This is a genomic window from Leptolyngbya sp. DQ-M1 (assembly GCF_039962505.1).
Classification (GTDB): Bacteria; Cyanobacteriota; Cyanobacteriia; order Leptolyngbyales; family Leptolyngbyaceae; genus Leptolyngbya.
On sequence record NZ_JAMPLJ010000003.1, the window covers coordinates 493,731 to 510,077 of the forward strand.

Annotated in this window: 17 protein-coding genes and 1 pseudogene; 11 read left to right on the plus strand and 7 right to left on the minus strand. The window is 48.2% G+C overall.

Features of this window, described 5'->3' with window-relative positions:
* Positions 1-15: 15 nt before the first annotated feature.
* From NC981_RS12115 to NC981_RS12130, 4 genes are all read right to left on the minus strand, one after another.
* Positions 16-2,241: an O-linked N-acetylglucosamine transferase, SPINDLY family protein gene (locus NC981_RS12115; RefSeq protein WP_348243028.1), complete on the minus strand. Its 2,226-nt coding sequence runs from the start codon at positions 2,239-2,241 to the stop codon at positions 16-18.
* 102 nt (positions 2,242-2,343) lie between these two features.
* A complete protein-coding gene (locus tag NC981_RS12120) occupies positions 2,344-2,886 on the minus strand; it encodes a type IV pilin-like G/H family protein (RefSeq protein ID WP_348243029.1) in 543 nt (180 codons plus the stop codon).
* Between the two features lie 126 nt (positions 2,887-3,012).
* Complete coding sequence (locus tag NC981_RS12125; protein ID WP_348243030.1) at positions 3,013-4,338, minus strand: methyltransferase domain-containing protein; 1,326 nt, start codon at positions 4,336-4,338, stop codon at positions 3,013-3,015.
* Positions 4,313-4,564, minus strand: a complete 252-nt coding sequence (locus NC981_RS12130) for a hypothetical protein (protein ID WP_348243031.1) — start codon at positions 4,562-4,564, stop codon at positions 4,313-4,315. The genes NC981_RS12125 and NC981_RS12130 overlap by 26 nt, the downstream gene beginning before the upstream one ends.
* 86 nt (positions 4,565-4,650) lie before the next feature.
* Here NC981_RS12130 and NC981_RS12135 point away from each other — a divergent pair, with 86 nt between their 5' ends.
* From NC981_RS12135 to NC981_RS12180, 10 genes and pseudogenes are all read left to right on the plus strand, one after another.
* On the plus strand, positions 4,651-5,850 hold the full coding sequence (locus NC981_RS12135; RefSeq protein WP_348243032.1) for a saccharopine dehydrogenase family protein: 1,200 nt from the start codon (positions 4,651-4,653) through the stop codon (positions 5,848-5,850).
* A gap of 2 nt (positions 5,851-5,852) precedes the next feature.
* The gene (gene nspC / locus NC981_RS12140; RefSeq protein WP_348243033.1) at positions 5,853-6,989 is read left to right on the plus strand and encodes a carboxynorspermidine decarboxylase; all 1,137 of its coding nucleotides are present in this window, start codon (positions 5,853-5,855) and stop codon (positions 6,987-6,989) included.
* Positions 6,990-7,062: 73 nt separating this feature from the next.
* Positions 7,063-7,638, plus strand: a complete 576-nt coding sequence (locus NC981_RS12145; protein ID WP_348243034.1) for a hypothetical protein — start codon at positions 7,063-7,065, stop codon at positions 7,636-7,638.
* Between the two features lie 45 nt (positions 7,639-7,683).
* On the plus strand, positions 7,684-8,787 hold the full coding sequence (proB, locus tag NC981_RS12150) for a glutamate 5-kinase (protein ID WP_348243035.1): 1,104 nt from the start codon (positions 7,684-7,686) through the stop codon (positions 8,785-8,787).
* Positions 8,788-8,910: 123 nt separating this feature from the next.
* A complete protein-coding gene (locus NC981_RS12155) occupies positions 8,911-9,624 on the plus strand; it encodes a WecB/TagA/CpsF family glycosyltransferase (RefSeq protein WP_348243239.1) in 714 nt (237 codons plus the stop codon).
* Positions 9,625-9,712: 88 nt separating this feature from the next.
* Positions 9,713-11,023, plus strand: a complete 1,311-nt coding sequence (locus tag NC981_RS12160; RefSeq protein ID WP_348243036.1) for an aminopeptidase P N-terminal domain-containing protein — start codon at positions 9,713-9,715, stop codon at positions 11,021-11,023.
* Positions 11,024-11,028: 5 nt separating this feature from the next.
* The gene (locus NC981_RS12165) at positions 11,029-11,658 is read left to right on the plus strand and encodes a Uma2 family endonuclease (protein WP_348243037.1); all 630 of its coding nucleotides are present in this window, start codon (positions 11,029-11,031) and stop codon (positions 11,656-11,658) included.
* A gap of 13 nt (positions 11,659-11,671) precedes the next feature.
* Entirely contained in the window at positions 11,672-12,265 is a 594-nt protein-coding gene (locus tag NC981_RS12170; protein WP_348243038.1) for a Uma2 family endonuclease, read from the plus strand.
* A gap of 5 nt (positions 12,266-12,270) precedes the next feature.
* A complete protein-coding gene (locus tag NC981_RS12175; protein ID WP_190379069.1) occupies positions 12,271-12,528 on the plus strand; it encodes a TIGR03643 family protein in 258 nt (85 codons plus the stop codon).
* A 182-nt stretch (positions 12,529-12,710) separates the two neighbouring features.
* Positions 12,711-12,992 (plus strand): annotated as a pseudogene (locus NC981_RS12180) (helix-hairpin-helix domain-containing protein); the annotation flags it as partial.
* 246 nt (positions 12,993-13,238) lie between these two features.
* Here the strand turns inward: NC981_RS12180 and NC981_RS12185 are convergent.
* Genes NC981_RS12185 through NC981_RS12195 form a run of 3 tightly spaced genes read right to left on the minus strand, consistent with a single transcriptional unit; the run spans position 13,239 to position 15,456 of the window.
* On the minus strand, positions 13,239-13,976 hold the full coding sequence (locus NC981_RS12185) for an ATP-binding cassette domain-containing protein (protein ID WP_348243039.1): 738 nt from the start codon (positions 13,974-13,976) through the stop codon (positions 13,239-13,241).
* A complete protein-coding gene (locus NC981_RS12190; RefSeq protein WP_348243040.1) occupies positions 13,976-14,548 on the minus strand; it encodes a hypothetical protein in 573 nt (190 codons plus the stop codon). The genes NC981_RS12185 and NC981_RS12190 overlap by 1 nt, the downstream gene beginning before the upstream one ends.
* On the minus strand, positions 14,545-15,456 hold the full coding sequence (locus NC981_RS12195) for an alpha/beta fold hydrolase (RefSeq protein ID WP_190379066.1): 912 nt from the start codon (positions 15,454-15,456) through the stop codon (positions 14,545-14,547). Before NC981_RS12195 ends, NC981_RS12190 begins: the two co-directional genes overlap by 4 nt.
* 207 nt (positions 15,457-15,663) lie before the next feature.
* Here NC981_RS12195 and infC point away from each other — a divergent pair, with 207 nt between their 5' ends.
* The gene (infC, locus tag NC981_RS12200; protein ID WP_190379065.1) at positions 15,664-16,197 is read left to right on the plus strand and encodes a translation initiation factor IF-3; all 534 of its coding nucleotides are present in this window, start codon (positions 15,664-15,666) and stop codon (positions 16,195-16,197) included.
* The last annotated feature ends 150 nt before the right edge of the window (positions 16,198-16,347 follow it).

Genomic DNA, 16,347 nt, shown 5'->3' on the forward strand with positions numbered 1-16,347 from the left:
ATTCAAGAACAATTCTCAGCTTTGGGTGTAAATTGCCCACATTTGCTGATAAGCGCGTTCCATTTCACGGGCAAACTGTCTGCCGTTCCATAAAGGAGCTGATCGCTTTGATTGATGTAGCTTAGAAATGACACTTTGCCGTAGGGCTGCATCGGTTCCGAGCCGTACACCCCATTCAATATACTCGCGATCGTTAAAAGCGATCCCTTCTGTTACACCCGCATTCATCATCATTGTGTAACTGTTCCGAGCCGCGAATTGTTCACCGACACGAGTAACGATCGGAACTTCCATCCAGAGCGTTTCCATTGTGGTGGTGGCTCCATTGTAGGGGAAAGTATCGAGAACCACATCGGCGATTTGTAAGTTGGCGCGATGAATCGGACAAGAGGGATCGCCCTTGAGAAATCGGAGTCGATCGCTCGATACGCCTTCTTCTTCAGCCAGTTTAAGAAAGAACTCTTGGATAGATTTAGCATCTGCGAGTCCTTTGATCAGAAGGTAACTATTCGGAACCTGATGAATGATTTTCAGTTGAGAGCTGACGTGATCTCGATGGCGTTTGTACCCTCGCTGGGCGGTGAGAAAAACGATCGCATCTTTGGGAATGTTGAGATCTTCGCGGCGTAAGGTTGGGGGATCGATTTCAAAGCCATCCACTGCAATGTAAGACTGCGGTAAACGCCAGATCTTTTCGTGGTAATAACTCTGGGCATCGTCGGGAAGCACGTAAGGATCAGCGATGAAGTAATCGATTGTGGGTAAACCTGATGCATCCCAACCCAGCCAAGTTGCTTGAATTGGGGCAGGTTTGAGCGAGAGAATCTGACAGCTTACATCCAGCGTAATACTGTCCAAATCAATCAAAATATCAATCTCGTCTTGATAGATTTGGTCTGCAATTTCTAAATAGGTTGCCTCTGCATAGGTTGTAAACTTGTGAGCATATTCAACCGTATCCACATACCACGCTTGCAGCGGATCATAAGCCTCTCGATAGCCCAGAAAATAGCCATGAACTTCGATTTGTTCTGGATCGTGATGCTGAAGTAGCCAGCGAGCTAACCAGCCGACTGAATGCGTTGCCATGCAATAGGAAAGATAGCCAACCTTGAGCCGTTGACCTGTGCGATCGCGCTTTTGATGATGGTAGAGTTTACCGATCGTGGCGGCATGATTTTGAAATCCAGTTTGGGCAAGCTTAATGACTTGGTTTTCTAGAGTTCTCCATTGTTGCGGTTGGTCTTGGAGGTAGGCGAGGTAATAGCCTGAATTGAATAGGCGCGTGAGTTGGGACAGTCGAGCATCAGACGGAGGTTGCTGAACTAGGCGTTCTAGTAGAGTTCGATGATGCTGTGCGGCTTCGACCGCCTCTTGCCAGAGTCCGCCTGCTCCAAGCAATCCCCGCAACATTAAGCCGTTTGAGTAAATTTGTTCAATCAGCGCTTCAGAGTGCTGATAGCGAAATTTAGCGACTTCAACCGCTTTTAGGTGATTACCCAGGTTATGATGCAGGGCGGCTAGTAATCCTAGAATGTCAGACTGAACGGGATTAATTTTGAGCGCACATTCGGCAATACGGATAGCAAATTCTTCCTCAAACGCTGTGAATCCAAAGCGCAGGAGTGCAGCGATGACCGAGTTTGCTGCCGCATCACTGTACTGTAAATGCAAAATTGCAACTTCGACAAAGGCAAGCAGCGAATTAGAAGCGGGAGCCGTTTTTAACAATCGATCGAACACCTGCCAGAGATATTCAAGCGAAACTTGGGCGTTCGGTTGTGCAAGCTGCTCAATCAGTCCGATGTCTTCGAGGAGTGAATCAGTTAGAAGATTGAGGTCGATCGAGAGTGTGACAATGTGTAGTAAGTTCTCGATATGCTCAGGGCATAGTTCTCGAAGATGCTGACGAATTACCCAAGCAGTTGTTTGCTCTAGTTTTGCGGTGCGGCGTTCTGCTTCAGTATGCAGAATTTGACTGAGTTCAGCAACGGCGGCATCCATCTGGTCGGTATCAATTTCAGAGAGCGCAAATAACCAAGTCGTTTGGGCTTCTTCTTCTTGTCCCTGAAGCAGCAGCAGTAATCCTAAATGCCAGTAGTGCGAATGGTTAGACGATTCGATCTCAATTGCTTGCTCGTAGAGGGCGGCGGCTTGAGCAAAACCGTCTTGCTGAGTGTAGAGGGCAGCTTGATGTTGCCAATCGATGGATAGGCTTGAGGGGGAAGTGAAAGGAGACATACGGAGGCTGATGCAATTTCGGACATAGTAGACGAAAAAAAGGAAAGTGAGCAGAGAGAATCTACTCACTTTCGGATTAAGCAATTTGAGCTTTAGGCTAAATTACTGAGCTTGAGTGGAGCCACTACCACAAGCAAGGGTAGTACCGCTAACAGTACCAACGGCGACTGCTGTAGTTCCAGGAGCGTTGTTTTCGCACAGAATTCCAGTCGTATTTGTTTCACTGGTGGTGGAGTTCGTCGTCAAGACAACAGTTCCACCATAGGAGCGAAGTGCGGTCACTTTAGAGGTTCCCAAGCTCAAGCTATGAGTTGCGGGGGTGGCGGCACCAGCAGCAGAGCCAGTGGTGGAGTAGTTGTAGTTTGTAGTCGAGTCAGCAACAGGCTGGGACATATCAGCCAAGTTGCTTGCGAAGCGGCTTTTCTCCATGTAGAACGCTTGCTGAGTCCGAAGCACTGTACCAACATATTGCTTCGCTTCAGATTGCTTACCTTTGTTTGCCTGGTTCAAGAACGAAGGAAGCGCGATCGCGGACAGAATACCGATGATGATGATTACAACGAGCAATTCAATCAGGGTGAAACCACCTTCTCTTTTTTTCGAGACCAAGTGGCTGAGGAATTTTGCCTTCAATTCAGATTTCATGAGAGACGCTTCTCCTTTAAGGTGCGGTTTGTTTGAACTTCTAACGCCTGAATCTAATCTGCCCAGCGTGATCAGATTTGATATCACCTGAAGTGAGAAAATCTTGAATCCGAATTTGGTGAATCACTAAACACGGCTCTCGATCATGACATAGCCGCTTTCTTCTAAAGGCTGTAACAATTCTTTCACCCGCACCAACGCTTCGGCTTCTGAGGTCGGTTCCAAAGTCACCAGATCAATCGGTCTCAACTTCTGCCACCATTGAACTAATTCCCGCACCGATCGTGATTTCTCTAATAGCGGCAGCAAGCATCCTGTCCCTTGACTATCAATCACAATCGATTCATCAGTCAGTGGACAAAAGCGATTCATCTCAAAAATTTTCGCCTCAGTCGCACAGCTCTTTAAGGCTGCGCGAAACTCATCGGTAATTAGATGCAAAGGTAGATGCACAATCGCAGTTTGCCAAGCTTCATCGCTCCATTCTGAGATCAACTCATATTGTTGTGATTGTCCAGGCAATCCACACCAAACATCTAGCAATCGATGGCGAGGATTCAATAACTCGTAGAGATGAAGCTGTTGCGCGATCGACTGATCTGAAAAACCCATCATCACATTAAATGGCAATTCACCAATGTCATTAAACAGTGAGAGCAAATCCCATTCCCGCCAATTCACCATTGAGATTAGTTCTAGTCCCACGCTCTCGATCGCTTCAAACAACTCTAGGATTGTCCAGCCTTTATCCCCGTCAAGCAGATAGTTCGCTAAAACTGCCTCATCGCTGGTTTCAAAATTTGAATTCCAACCATACTGTTTCACGAACACATCATTTTTCAGGCATTTCACTATTTCTCGCACAAGTTTTACTTCAGCTTCAGGTTCAGGTCTAGCCATAAAGCCAAGCTGCTTAAAGAATTTCTGAGCGCGATGATAAATTATTCGTTGCAATGAACTATGAAAGTTTGTGCGAAGAATTCCGTCCGGCTTCAGCACTTCTTTCATCGCCTTCAATCCCGCGATCGGATCAGGCAACAAATACAGCACTTCATCATTATTAATGTAGTCGAACTGCATTCCCAGACTCGGCAGATCTTCAAGCGCGATCGCGTGAAACTCGACATTCTCGATGTTGTGGTACTGCAATCGCTTCCGGGCTAAATCCACCGATGCCGGAGACAGATCAATTCCGACAATTTTCGCGCCCGGATTCGCGATCGCCAATTCCAAGGACTTATATCCGGTTCCACAACCCGCATCTAAAATCAGTTTTCCAGCCGGAGTCACTACTTTTTGATTCCGACGATAGTAAGCAGTGACCAGGCTGTGAATATAGAGTGCTCTTGGATTTTTGGGAAACTCTTCTAAGGGGATTCTGGGATACGGAGCATTGTCGAACTGCTGACGCATCTTCTCTAAAAAGTCAGACTTGAGCGGAGTCATCGTCATCGTGGTTTCTCTCGAATTCAGGGCTTAAACGGAAAACTCCTACCAATATGCACGCATCTTCAAGAATGACCTCCGTAAAGCTACGGCTTGATGCAGCTAGGGTAAAAATCAGGTGAGCAAATCTGTCGAGCAACCGAAATCTAAGCTCGATCGCTGAGGCGATCGTCGAGAGAACTAAATCCACAGCAGTATTTTCCGTCTTTGCCTCATACAAATTCCACATCAAATAAAATCACATGGCATAATGATGTGTCTGACCTAATTAGGGGAACTGATAGCACTCCCAAAACCGACTTAATTTAAGGAGAAAAAATGGCACGAGTGATGGTCGTTGGAGCGGGTGGGGTGAGCCGCGTTGTTACTCACAAACTTGCTGCACTGGAAGAGTTTGATCAAATCCTACTCGCCAGCCGGACTCTAGAGCGATGTAATCGGATCGCCCAGAGTATTTCTACAAAGTCCATTCAGACCGCACAACTCGATGCGGATGACGTGCCCGAAACCCTAAAGCTGCTGGAGACGTTTCGCCCCGATATTCTGATTAACGTAGCATTGCCTTATCAAGATCTCGCGCTGATGGATGCGTGTCTGCAAGCAGGCGTACACTATCTCGATACGGCAAATTACGAGCCTCCCGACAATCCCAAATTTGAATATCGCTGGCAGTGGGCGTACCAAGAGCGCTTTTTTGAGGCTGGACTAACCGCCATTCTCGGCTGCGGTTTTGATCCCGGTGTGACGGGCATCTTTACCGCCCATGCGCTCAAACATCATTTTGATGAGATTCACGAACTCGATATCGTGGATTGCAATGCTGGGAGCCACGGTCGCGCCTTTGCAACGAACTTCAACCCAGAAATCAATATTCGCGAGATTACGCAACCCGGACGCTACTACGAAAAAGGCGAATGGGTCACGGTACCGCCGTTGTCGATGCACCAGTCGATCGAGTATCCGGAGATTGGCGATCGTGAGTCCTACTTGCTCTATCACGAAGAACTCGAATCGCTGGTCAAACATATTCCAACCCTAAAGCGAGCGCGATTCTGGATGACCTTTTCCCAGAGCTATCTCACTTATCTAGATGTGCTGCAAAACCTGGGTTTGACTCGGATTGATCCCGTTGATTATGAAGGAACACCTGTGATTCCTTTGAAACTCCTGAAAAAGCTTTTGCCTGATCCGTCTTCGCTGGCAGCAAACTACACGGGGCAGACCTCGATCGGCTGTCATCTGCGCGGCATCAAAAACGGCAAACCGCAGCAGTATTACATCTACAACAACTGCGATCACGCCAAGGCTTACCAAGAAGTCGGAGCGCAAGCGATTTCTTATACGACCGGAGTTCCAGCAGCGCTCGGAGCCTTGATGGTAGTAAACGGCGCTTGGCAAAAACCAGGAGTGTTCAACGTCGAGCAGCTTGATCCTGATCCCTTTATGCAGCGAATCGGATCGCTCGGTTTGCCGTGGCATGAAGTGATTGGTCATCCTTCGCCGTTTGCAGAGGTCTAGCGATGATTAACAATGCAACTTTGGCGACGATTCCGTCGCCTTGCTTTGTGCTGGATGAAGCGCGGCTTGAGCGCAATTTACAAGTGTTTGAGCGAGTCCAGCGATCGGCTCCCGTGAAAGTGCTACTGGCGCTGAAGGGGTATGCACTGTTTCATAGTTTTCCGATGATTCGGAAGTCTCTCGCCGGTGCTTCGGCAAGTTCGCTCTGGGAAGCTCGGTTAGCAGCAGAAGAGTTTGGCGGTGCGCTGCACGTTTACTCGCCTGCCTATCGCGATCAGGATTTGCCGGAATTGTTCGATCGTGCTTCTCATCTGACGTTTAATTCATTAAGCCAGTGGGAAAGATCGCGATCGTTGGCAGAGTCTACATCGATCGGACTGCGGATTAATCCGTTGTATTCCCCGGTCAAAACTGCGCTCTATAACCCGTGTCAGCCTGGATCACGTTTAGGAGTTTTGCCGGAGCAATTGGGCGATCGCTTACCCAATGGCATCAGTGGCTTTCTATCGCACAATCTCTGTGAAAGCGATTCTTTTGCGTTAGAAAAGACTCTGCTTCAGATTGAGCAGCACTATGGTCACTTGCTGCCTCAGATTCAGTGGTTGAATCTGGGCGGCGGGCATCTGATGACGCATGAAACTTATGATGTGGATCATGCGATCGCAGTGCTTTCTGCATTTCACGATCGCTATCCGCATTTGCAGTTGTACTTAGAGCCGGGGTCTGCGATCGTCTGGCAAACCGGATTCTTATTAAGTACGGTTCTAGATCTGATTCCGGTTCAGGATCTGACGCACGTCATGCTGGATGTGTCATTTAGCGCCCATATGCCTGACTGTCTAGAGATGCCGTATCAGCCTGCAATTGTCGGTGCTTCGGTGCTGGAAGCTGGAAAAGTCGGGTATCGTTTGGGTGGATCAAGCTGTTTAGCTGGGGATTTCCTCGGAGATTATCAGTTCGATCAACCCCTCTCGATCAACGATCGCATTGTGTTTGAAGACATGATGCACTACACGATGGTTAAAACCACAATGTTCAATGGAGTAGCTCACCCCGCGATCGGCTGCCTCAAGCGAGATGGATCGTTTGAACTGTGGCGGCAGTTTGGCTACGAGGATTATCGCTCCAGAGTTGGGTGAAGATTGCAGAAGATCAACCGCGATCGTGAAAATCATGTCTTACGATGTGATTTGACGCGATCGTGGTTTCTTTATGTCTAAACGCAAAAAAGGCAAGCCAGAGTGGATCAAAGAAACGCTGCAAATGAGCGACAATCACGGCTGGAACTCTAAACCAGGCTACAAAATTTTTGTGGCGGGGCGGGGTGCCGTGCGATTTGATGTGCCGCAAGATTGGCATTTTGAACCCGATGAAAAATCTTTTTGCTTCCATGACGCGCCACCGCCAAACGACGACTGTCGGCTGGAAGTTTCTTACAACCACCTGCCCGAAAACGATTGGAGCTTGTTTCCACTCGCGCATACCGTAAAAAAGATTGCGATCGAAGACCGGCGCGACGTGATCGAGCAAAGCGAAGTTACCACGCTAAAACGCCAAACTGCTCGAATTGCCTGGATACAAATTAAGTTCATCGATCCGAACGAAAATCGCGAAGCCTATTCCCGGATTTGTGTCGGACTTGGCTCAAGGATTCAATGTCTGATCACGTTTGATTACTGGGCAGATCAAGCAGAAAAGCTCACGCCTGTTTGGGATGAAGTGATGAATTCGCTAGTGTTGGGCTTGTATATTCGCGATCCAAGAACAGGCTTTGCGATGCCAGATTAGCGCGATCGACTTGATACGATAATCAAGCGGTTTACAGTTTGATTCATGGTTCAGACGATTGTTGTGAAAATCGGGACTTCGAGCCTGACTCAGCCAGAGTCGGGACAGCTTGCATTGGCGACGATCGCGGCTTTGGTGGAAGTTTTAAGTCAGTTGCGCCGACAAGGACATCGCGTGGTGCTGGTGTCTTCCGGTGCGGTCGGGGTCGGATGTGCGCGATTAGGCTTGGTCGAACGTCCGCGATCGATGTCTCTTAAGCAAGCGGTTGCCGCAGTCGGGCAAGGGCGATTGATGCGGATTTATGATGACTTTTTCACAGCGCTGCAACAACCGATCGCGCAAGTGCTGCTAACTCGTGGAGATTTGATTCAACGCAGCCGATACGTGAATATCCTCCGCACGTTTCAAGAATTGCTCAATTTAGGGGTCATTCCGATCGTCAATGAAAACGATACGGTTGCTACCGATGAATTGAAGTTTGGCGATAACGATACACTCTCCGCACTGGTGGCAAGCGTGGTCGATGCGGATTGGTTGTTTTTGCTCACGGATGTCGATCGCTTATACTCTGCCGATCCCCGCAGCAATCCTGATGCTCAACCAATTACGATCGTCAACCATATCGATGAACTCGCACAGGTACAAACCGGAAGCTCCGGGACGCAATGGGGCACAGGGGGCATGGTCACGAAGATCGAAGCCGCTCGAATTGCCACGGGAGCAGGCGTGAGAACGGTGATTACCCAGGGTCGATCGCCGCAAAACCTACTGAAGATTCTTTCGGGTGAATTAATCGGCACTCAGTTTGAACCGCAACCGCGTCCGTTTAATGCCCGTCAACGCTGGATTGCTCATGGTCTTGTTCCCGTTGGACAGTTGTATCTCGATGAAGGCGCGGTGAAGGCGATTCGGACATCCGGACGATCGCTCTTAGCTGCCGGAATTATTCAAGTCGAAGGCGAGTTCGATAGTCAGAACGCTGTCAAAATCTGCGATCGCTCCGGTGTCGAGATTGCGCGGGGCATCGTCAACTACAACAGTGACGAACTCGAAAAGATCCGGGGTCGTCAATCTGACGAAGTTGCAAAGATTCTCGGCTATGAGGGCGAAGAAACCGTTGTACATCGTGATAATCTTGTCCTTTCGTGATCGCCCCTGCTACAATTCAATCCCGAATAACCCCTCAATCCCGAATCACCCCTGCCGAGGAAACCTGTGACTCAAGTGACCTATTCTGAATCTGTGCAGTCCTTTCCAGTTCTAGGGCTACCGATGCACCTATTAAGCAGCTACGATCGCTGGCTGAGTGAGCGGATCGAGCAACGTTTGGGTTGTCATGTGATCACGCTAAACGCCGAGATGACGATGCAGGCAGAGCAAACTCCGGCACTGGCAAGGACAATTCATCAAGCTGAACTGGTGATTCCAGATGGATCAGGGATTGTGCTGTATGGACGGCTTCACGGCAAGCGCATCCAGCGAGTTCCGGGAATTGAACTGGCACAGACTTTACTGGAGCGATCGACCCAATTTAAAGAGCCTTGGTCGATTTTCTTCTTCGGCGGTGCGCCGGGTGTGGCTGAGACTGCGGCGCAAAATTGGCGACAAAAGATTCCAGGAATTTCGATCGTCGGAGTGCAAAACGGTTATCTCAAGCCCGAAGACGAAATGGAGTTTCTACACAGACTCAAAACGCTACAACCGCGTTTGATCTACGTGGGGTTGGGTGTGCCTCGCCAAGAGTTATGGATCGCACAGCATCGTCATCTTTGCCCGAATTCCGTTTGGGTTGGAGTCGGCGGCAGTTTCGATGTTTGGGCAGGCACAAAAAATCGCGCTCCTCAATGGCTCTGCGACAATCATTTAGAGTGGTCGTATCGACTGTATCAGGAACCCTGGCGCTGGAAGCGAATGATGGCGCTTCCAAAGTTTGTTTTGCGATCGGTCATGTATCGCCTAACCAAGCGCAATCCCGTAAGTGGATAAATGCACCGAATCGAGGATGTGTAACGGCATAGAATGAAGGCTGAAGGGGGATATCCTTCCTTCTTTGTATCCTTCATAGTTTAGATTCATGCTCCATCTCGAATTCAAGCAGCGACGCGATCGCTTTATGTCCAAAATCGGTAACGGAACCGCAATTTTCCGCAGTGCGCCGCTGGCGGTGATGCACAATGATGTGGAATACAATTTTCGCCAGGACAGCGATTTTTTCTACCTCACCGGATTTAACGAAGCAGATGCGGTTGCGGTATTTGCACCTTGGCATGAAGAACATAAGTTTATTCTGTTTGTGCAACCCAAGGATCGCGATAAAGAAACTTGGACGGGCTATCGAGTTGGAGTAGATGCGGCAAAAGAAAAGTATGGAGCCGATGAAGCTTATCCGATCACAGAATTGGATGAGAAGTTGGCGCAGTATGTCACTAAAGCAGAGCGAATTTATTATCACTTTGGACGCGATCGCGCCTTTAACGATCGCATCATTCGTTTGTGGCAGCGCTGTATTGCTCTACATGAACGGAATGGATTTGGCCCGACTGCGATCGAAGATCCAAGCTTCACGCTGCATCCGATGCGGTTGGTCAAGAGCGAACACGAACTTTCAGAAATGCGACGGGCGGTAGAAATTGCAGCGGAAGCTCATAATTTGGCGCTAGAGCTTCGCAAGCCTGGACTGTATGAGTATGAAATTCAAGCGCAGATGGAGCATCTCTTCCGGCTTAGGGGAGGACAGGGAATTGCTTACCCGTCGATCGTCGCTTCAGGTCACAATTCCTGCATTCTGCACTACACCGAGAACGATCGCCAAATGCAACAGGGTGAATTGCTTCTAATTGATGCGGGATGTTCGTATAACTACTACAACTCAGATATCACTCGGACTTTCCCCGTGGGAGAGAAGTTCACCGAAGAACAGCGCGTTTTGTATGAGTTGGTATTGAAAGCGCAACTGGCTGCGATCGAGCAAGTCAAACCCGGAAATCCTTGGAATCAATTTCATGATGCTGCCGTTCGAGTGATCACCGAAGGCTTATTAGACCTGGGCTTGCTGCAAGGTGAGATCGAAGAAGTTATCAAAGAAGAGAAATACAAAGCCTTCTTCATGCACGGTACTGGGCATTGGTTGGGGTTAGATGTGCATGATGCCGGAGCGCGGAAGGTTGGCGAAAACTGGCTAAACTTCCAGTCAGGGCAAGTCGTGACCGTAGAACCCGGAATTTATATCAGATCGGACTTCCAACCCTTAGAAGGACAGCCCGAAGTCAGCGATCGCTGGCGCGGCATTGGCATTCGGATTGAGGATGATGTGTTGGTGACAGAAACCGGAAATGAAGTTCTCACGGCAGCCGTTCCGAAATCAATTGAAGCAATGGAGCGATAAGAGCGATGTTTGCACTCGTGTCTTGCGATCGCATCGAACTTCCACCCGGAGCCGTCCTGCGGCTTCCGGGAACTTGGCAGGACTACATCACTTTGAGCGAACAACGGGGAGATAAATCAATTCCTCGAATGAAGTATCGAGCTGGAGAGATTCTATTGATGTCACCGCTCCCCATGCATGGACTAGGCGCAAATTTATTAGGAGACATTGTAAAAGCAATTCTGGATCATCTAGAGCAGGAATACAATGCTTACACCCCTGTCACGATGACCATACCAGAAGCGTCTGGAATTGAGCCAGACGTTTGCTTTTACATTGATAACTGGCAAGTTTCATCCGGCAAAGATCGGATTGACTGGCAAGTTGATCCGCCCTTTGATTTGGTGATTGAAATAGATGTCACTAGCTATAGCAATGTGAATGATTATCTCCCTTTCAAAGTACCGGAGGTGTGGATGTTCAAGAATAAGCAGCTTTGGATTTATGGATTAGAGAACGACGCTTACATACCACAAGAACGAAGTCGCTTTTCTCCAGAAATTCCTATCTTCGAGATTGTTGCTGAATGTGTTCAAATTGCCTCGGAGCGAACGACTAGCGCTGCAATTCGTAGTTTACGACAACGGTTAAATTAGGAGTAATCGCCTTATGACAACCACCTTAGTTCCATCTCAGAAACAAACTCCACTTCTGTTTGAAGCGCTTACCTGGCGGGAATTCAAAGCCGTTGAGCAATTGCTCGATCGTCCTGGTTATCGGCTTTCTTTTTTAGAGGGAACGTTGGAGATTCGACAAATGCCTGGTGAACCACATGAAACGGTTAAAAAACGCATTGCTGCTCTATTGGAGCTTTACCTATTGTTGAGAGGATTCGACTTTACTCCTACAGGTTCGATGAGCCTGGAGAGTGAATCTGGATTGGTCAAGCGAGAAGCTGATGAATCGTACAAACTTGCACCAGGAAGAGCGCATCCTGATTTAGCGATCGAGGTTGTTTTTACAAGCGGTGGCATCAATAAACTAGAAGCTTACAGACGCTTAAAGATTGCGGAAGTTTGGTTTTGGGAAGATGGTGTTTTAGAGATTTATCATCTACGGGGTGAAGGCGATCAGCGACGGTATGAAAAACTGACTAACAGCGAGGCAGTTCCCGGAATCGATCTTGAACTGTTTTTACGCTGTATCAATATGGTCAATCACGTTGAGGCAGTCAAAACGTTTCAACAAGCAATTCAGAAGTAAGGACAATGGAACTACCAGAATTAGATCGTGAGACGATCGATAGAATTCTCGAAATGGCATGGGAAGATCGCACTCCTTTTGAGGCGATCGAACTGCAATTCGGACTGAGCGAAAAACAAACGATCGCGCTGATGCGTCGGGAAATGCAGGAATCGAGCTTCAGAATGTGGCGCAAGCGAGTCAGTGGTCGTAAGACAAAACACTTAAAGCAGCGTGATTTTCTTGAAGGGCGGTTTCGCTCACAAAATCAAAAAGGCTCTTGAGCACAAATGCAGAGTTCTATTGAGAATCATTATTAATATGCTTGCTCTAAACTGCGAAATAATTGATAATTCTGGATCTCGGCTTATCGCAGTCACTAGAGCGCCTCATGTCAACCCCAAATTTTCTTAATGCCCTTAGCCGTCGGCAATTGATTCAGTTAGGACTGATTTCAGGGACAGGAGAGGAAATCTATGCCGATGTTGAAGATCAACTGAATGAGCGTAAAGTACCTGAATTCAAGAGTTCATTGATTGCGCTGCAAGATGAAGTCAAAGCTGGAGCTAAAAATGCAGAGAAAATCAGCACCGGATATCAATCTTCACTAAAGTCGATCGCTGCTGCAATCAACGCTTTACCGGAATCTGACCGTCAATCTCCGAGATTTGTGCTGCAAGTGATCAATGGATTGTTACATACGGCAAACTCGGAATATGGAGCGGCGATCGCAAACAATAAGATTTCTCATACCAGATTGATTTGTGGATGCGACAGATTCTCGCCCCCTAAATCCCCCAGAATGGGGGACTTTGAGTATGATCTGTCGCATTCTATGTTTAATTCGGTATCAGCACTTTGTTTGGATACACCGATCTCTTGTATCTGGTTCAAGCCGTTGCTTACGTGGCCTTTCTGTTCACCGTGGGAAGCCTGTATTTCAATCGCTGCTGGGTCGATCGTGGTTTTCACGGCGGCAAACTCCAAAGCAGAATTAATCCCATTCTGCCGCTTCTTCTGCTTCTGCTTGAGCGATCTCCCTTCTAACCGCTTGCCAATCAACACGCTTCTGATCTCGAATTAATTGTCCCTGCTGCAACTGTAGAACTCGATCGCTAAACTGTTCCGCCCATTCCAACTGATGCGTTACGACTAAAACTGTAGATTCTATTTGAGTCAGAATTCTTAGCAGTGTTTCATTCCGATTCGCATCTAGATTTGAGATCGGTTCATCGAGCAACAATACTTTGGGCTGACAAATGAGAGCGCGAGCGATCGCAATCCACTGCCGCTCTCCGGTTGAAAGCTCTAACTCAGATCGATCGAGCCATTCACGCGGAATGCTCATGCGGTCGATCGCATGATCAATTCGCTGATCAATTTCTCTAACATTTCTCAGTTTTAGCGGATAGCTCAATGCTTCTCTCACTGTCATTCCGAGTAGCTTCGGCTCTTGTGCAACAAACAGGATCTGCTGCCGTAACTGTAATACCGGAATGTCCTGATAACGGTTGCCTTCAAACTGAATCAATCCTGTACTTGGTTCTGCTAATCGATTGATCAATCTCAGCAATGTGGTTTTACCAGAACCCGAAGCCCCGACGATCGCAATTCGATCGCTTTTGTTCACCGTAAACGAAACATTTCGCAGAATCTCACTTCCTGCAATTGGAGTTCCTTTCTGCGTGATTCTGCTTGGAGCGAAGCTGACTTGATCTAACCATATCAACATCAGATTTTTCCTAGCGCGATCGCAGTCGAAACCGTCCAAGCATCAATCAGCAACAACAAGAACGTGAATCCTAACAGAATCAAATACATCCACGGTTGCGACAACGGTTTCACATCAGTAGTATCAATGCCTGTTTCCGCCTGAACTCGCTTCACCAATCGCGTAAATCCTACTACACGCATTGGCAATAGATATCCTTCACCGGATTTACTTAGAAAGTAATAAACCAATCCGCCTTGTCCAGTCGATCGTGGCTTCAGCGCTTTGACTTCTGACCAAGGCAACTGCCACCCTTTGCGAAAGACCTTCGGAACCCAAGCAGGATAAGTCACTTGAATTCCGTCTGCATCCAAGATCACGCGCTCACTCAATGCACCAAATAATGCAATAAAGCCGATCGCAATTCCCGCCCATAGCCATCCACTTGGAACCGGAGCATCGGTGGTTTCAGCCAGCACAGGAAGCGGAGTTGTTAATGCAATATACAAACTGAGCAACGTCAATCGAATCAACGGCGAAATCCGAAAAACATCAGTTGAGGGTGTTTCAGTTGTGGACGTTTCAGAAGTCATGCAATTTCACCAATCCAACTCAGAATCTTACGATTTACGATTTCCGGTTGTTCATCGTGCGGACAATGACCCGCATTTTCAATCTCAACCAGTTCCAGCTTTTGATTGAGTTTGACACAAAACGCAGCCAAACTCGGCGGCACAAACTTATCCTGCTTGCCCCAAAACAACAGCATCGGAATCGTCATCGTCGGCAAAATCGATCGCGCCCGATAGTCCGTAATCTTTGGGGTTGTCACCATCGATCGCAACGCCTTGACCGCACGGGGATCACGCGCCGGAATTGATAAAATTTCCACCAGTTCATCGGTAATTCCGTCAGAACTCGCATACGCCTGCCGCGCCCACAGCCGAATCAAGCGCGAACTCCGCAACACGCGAAAGAACGGATTAAAAATCAGTGGAAACGTGAAAATACTCTTACCCACCGCTGCGATCGGACGAAACACTTTCACCAGCGCTCCCGCCCATTCCGGCGAATCCAGCACCGAAGAATCCGGCAGATTCAGCATCACCACCCCTCTCACCATTTCGGGATACGCCTTCGCCACCGCCAAACACACCGAAGACCCGATCGAATTCCCAATTAACACCACAGGCTCCCCCACAAAGGTTAGCCAAAAATCATGCACTTGTTCGATCCACAGCGCCACATTGTAAGGCGCGATCGCTTTCTCCGAAGCCCCAAACCCCAACAAATCCAAGGCATACACCGTATGATGCTGGCTTAACACCGAGACATTATGCCGCCAATGCCCAATCGAAGCTCCGAATCCATGAATCAGCAGCAACGGCGGCGAACTTTCTGATTTTTGCGATCGCTGATAGGTATATCGGGTTTGCCATCCGCGCCAGATCCAATCGCGCTGACTCCCAATTCGCTGCCGCCAAGGTAAAGCATCTACCACAATTTCACCGATATCACTCTGTTAATCTATTTTAATCGGATGCCCGAACCCCGGATTTTTGATTCCTGCTTTAGAATTTACGTAACAAACTAGAGAGAAATTTCCCCAGACTGAGTAGAATGGCGAATACAAACTCTCAGTTCGACCCCTCGATCGAGCTAATTTTGTCGATCGAATCGTGTCGCCCTTATTCACATTATTCAACAGGTGCTTGTGATAGAAAAAAGACCCAATCGAGATATGCCCGTAATCAACGAGCGAATTCGATTTCCCAAAGTTCGTGTGATCGATGCAGATGGCTCTCAGCTAGGGATTATGACCTCGCGTGAAGCACAAACGATGGCAGACGAAAAGGAACTCGACCTCGTACTTGTGAGCGACAAGGCTGATCCCCCGGTCGTCAAAATTATCGACTACGGTAAGCACAAATTCGAGCAGGAAAAGAAAGCCAAAGAAGCGAAGAAAAAGCAGCATACCGTAGACGTGAAGGAAGTCAAAATGCGGTACAAGATTGAGGAACACGATTACAACGTGCGAATCACCCAAGCCGAACGCTTCCTCAAAGCTGGCGATAAAGTCAAAGCGACGATCATGTTCCGAGGGCGAGAAATTCAGCACAGTGATCTTGCGGAGACTCTGCTAAAACGAATGGCGACCGACCTCCAGGAAATTGCTGAAGTGCAACAAGCGCCGAAGAAAGAAGGGCGGAATATGATGATGCTGCTGGCACCGAAGAAGTAGGGAGTAGAGAAATCCTCCCCAACTTTTAAGCCAAATGACTGGGACAACGGGATGATTTCTCGCTGTCCCTTTTGCGTGTTTTGGGGGTTGCACACAATATCTTCGATCGCATCTTGGGCATCTTAGAAAGGATTCCGAGATCAGAGGAAT

Excerpts from the sequence above, each read along its gene's own strand:
- NC981_RS12115 (WP_348243028.1), bottom strand. The coding sequence starts at position 2,241 with ATGTCTCCTTTCACTTCCCCCTCAAGCCTATCCATCGATTGGCAACAT.
- NC981_RS12120 (WP_348243029.1), bottom strand. The coding sequence starts at position 2,886 with ATGAAATCTGAATTGAAGGCAAAATTCCTCAGCCACTTGGTCTCGAAA.
- NC981_RS12125 (WP_348243030.1), bottom strand. The coding sequence starts at position 4,338 with ATGACGATGACTCCGCTCAAGTCTGACTTTTTAGAGAAGATGCGTCAG.
- NC981_RS12135 (WP_348243032.1), top strand. The coding sequence starts at position 4,651 with ATGGCACGAGTGATGGTCGTTGGAGCGGGTGGGGTGAGCCGCGTTGTT.
- nspC (WP_348243033.1), top strand. The coding sequence starts at position 5,853 with ATGATTAACAATGCAACTTTGGCGACGATTCCGTCGCCTTGCTTTGTG.
- NC981_RS12145 (WP_348243034.1), top strand. The coding sequence starts at position 7,063 with ATGTCTAAACGCAAAAAAGGCAAGCCAGAGTGGATCAAAGAAACGCTG.
- proB (WP_348243035.1), top strand. The coding sequence starts at position 7,684 with ATGGTTCAGACGATTGTTGTGAAAATCGGGACTTCGAGCCTGACTCAG.
- NC981_RS12155 (WP_348243239.1), top strand. The coding sequence starts at position 8,911 with ATGCACCTATTAAGCAGCTACGATCGCTGGCTGAGTGAGCGGATCGAG.
- NC981_RS12160 (WP_348243036.1), top strand. The coding sequence starts at position 9,713 with ATGCTCCATCTCGAATTCAAGCAGCGACGCGATCGCTTTATGTCCAAA.
- NC981_RS12165 (WP_348243037.1), top strand. The coding sequence starts at position 11,029 with ATGTTTGCACTCGTGTCTTGCGATCGCATCGAACTTCCACCCGGAGCC.
- NC981_RS12170 (WP_348243038.1), top strand. The coding sequence starts at position 11,672 with ATGACAACCACCTTAGTTCCATCTCAGAAACAAACTCCACTTCTGTTT.
- NC981_RS12175 (WP_190379069.1), top strand. The coding sequence starts at position 12,271 with ATGGAACTACCAGAATTAGATCGTGAGACGATCGATAGAATTCTCGAA.
- NC981_RS12185 (WP_348243039.1), bottom strand. The coding sequence starts at position 13,976 with ATGTTGATATGGTTAGATCAAGTCAGCTTCGCTCCAAGCAGAATCACG.
- NC981_RS12190 (WP_348243040.1), bottom strand. The coding sequence starts at position 14,548 with ATGACTTCTGAAACGTCCACAACTGAAACACCCTCAACTGATGTTTTT.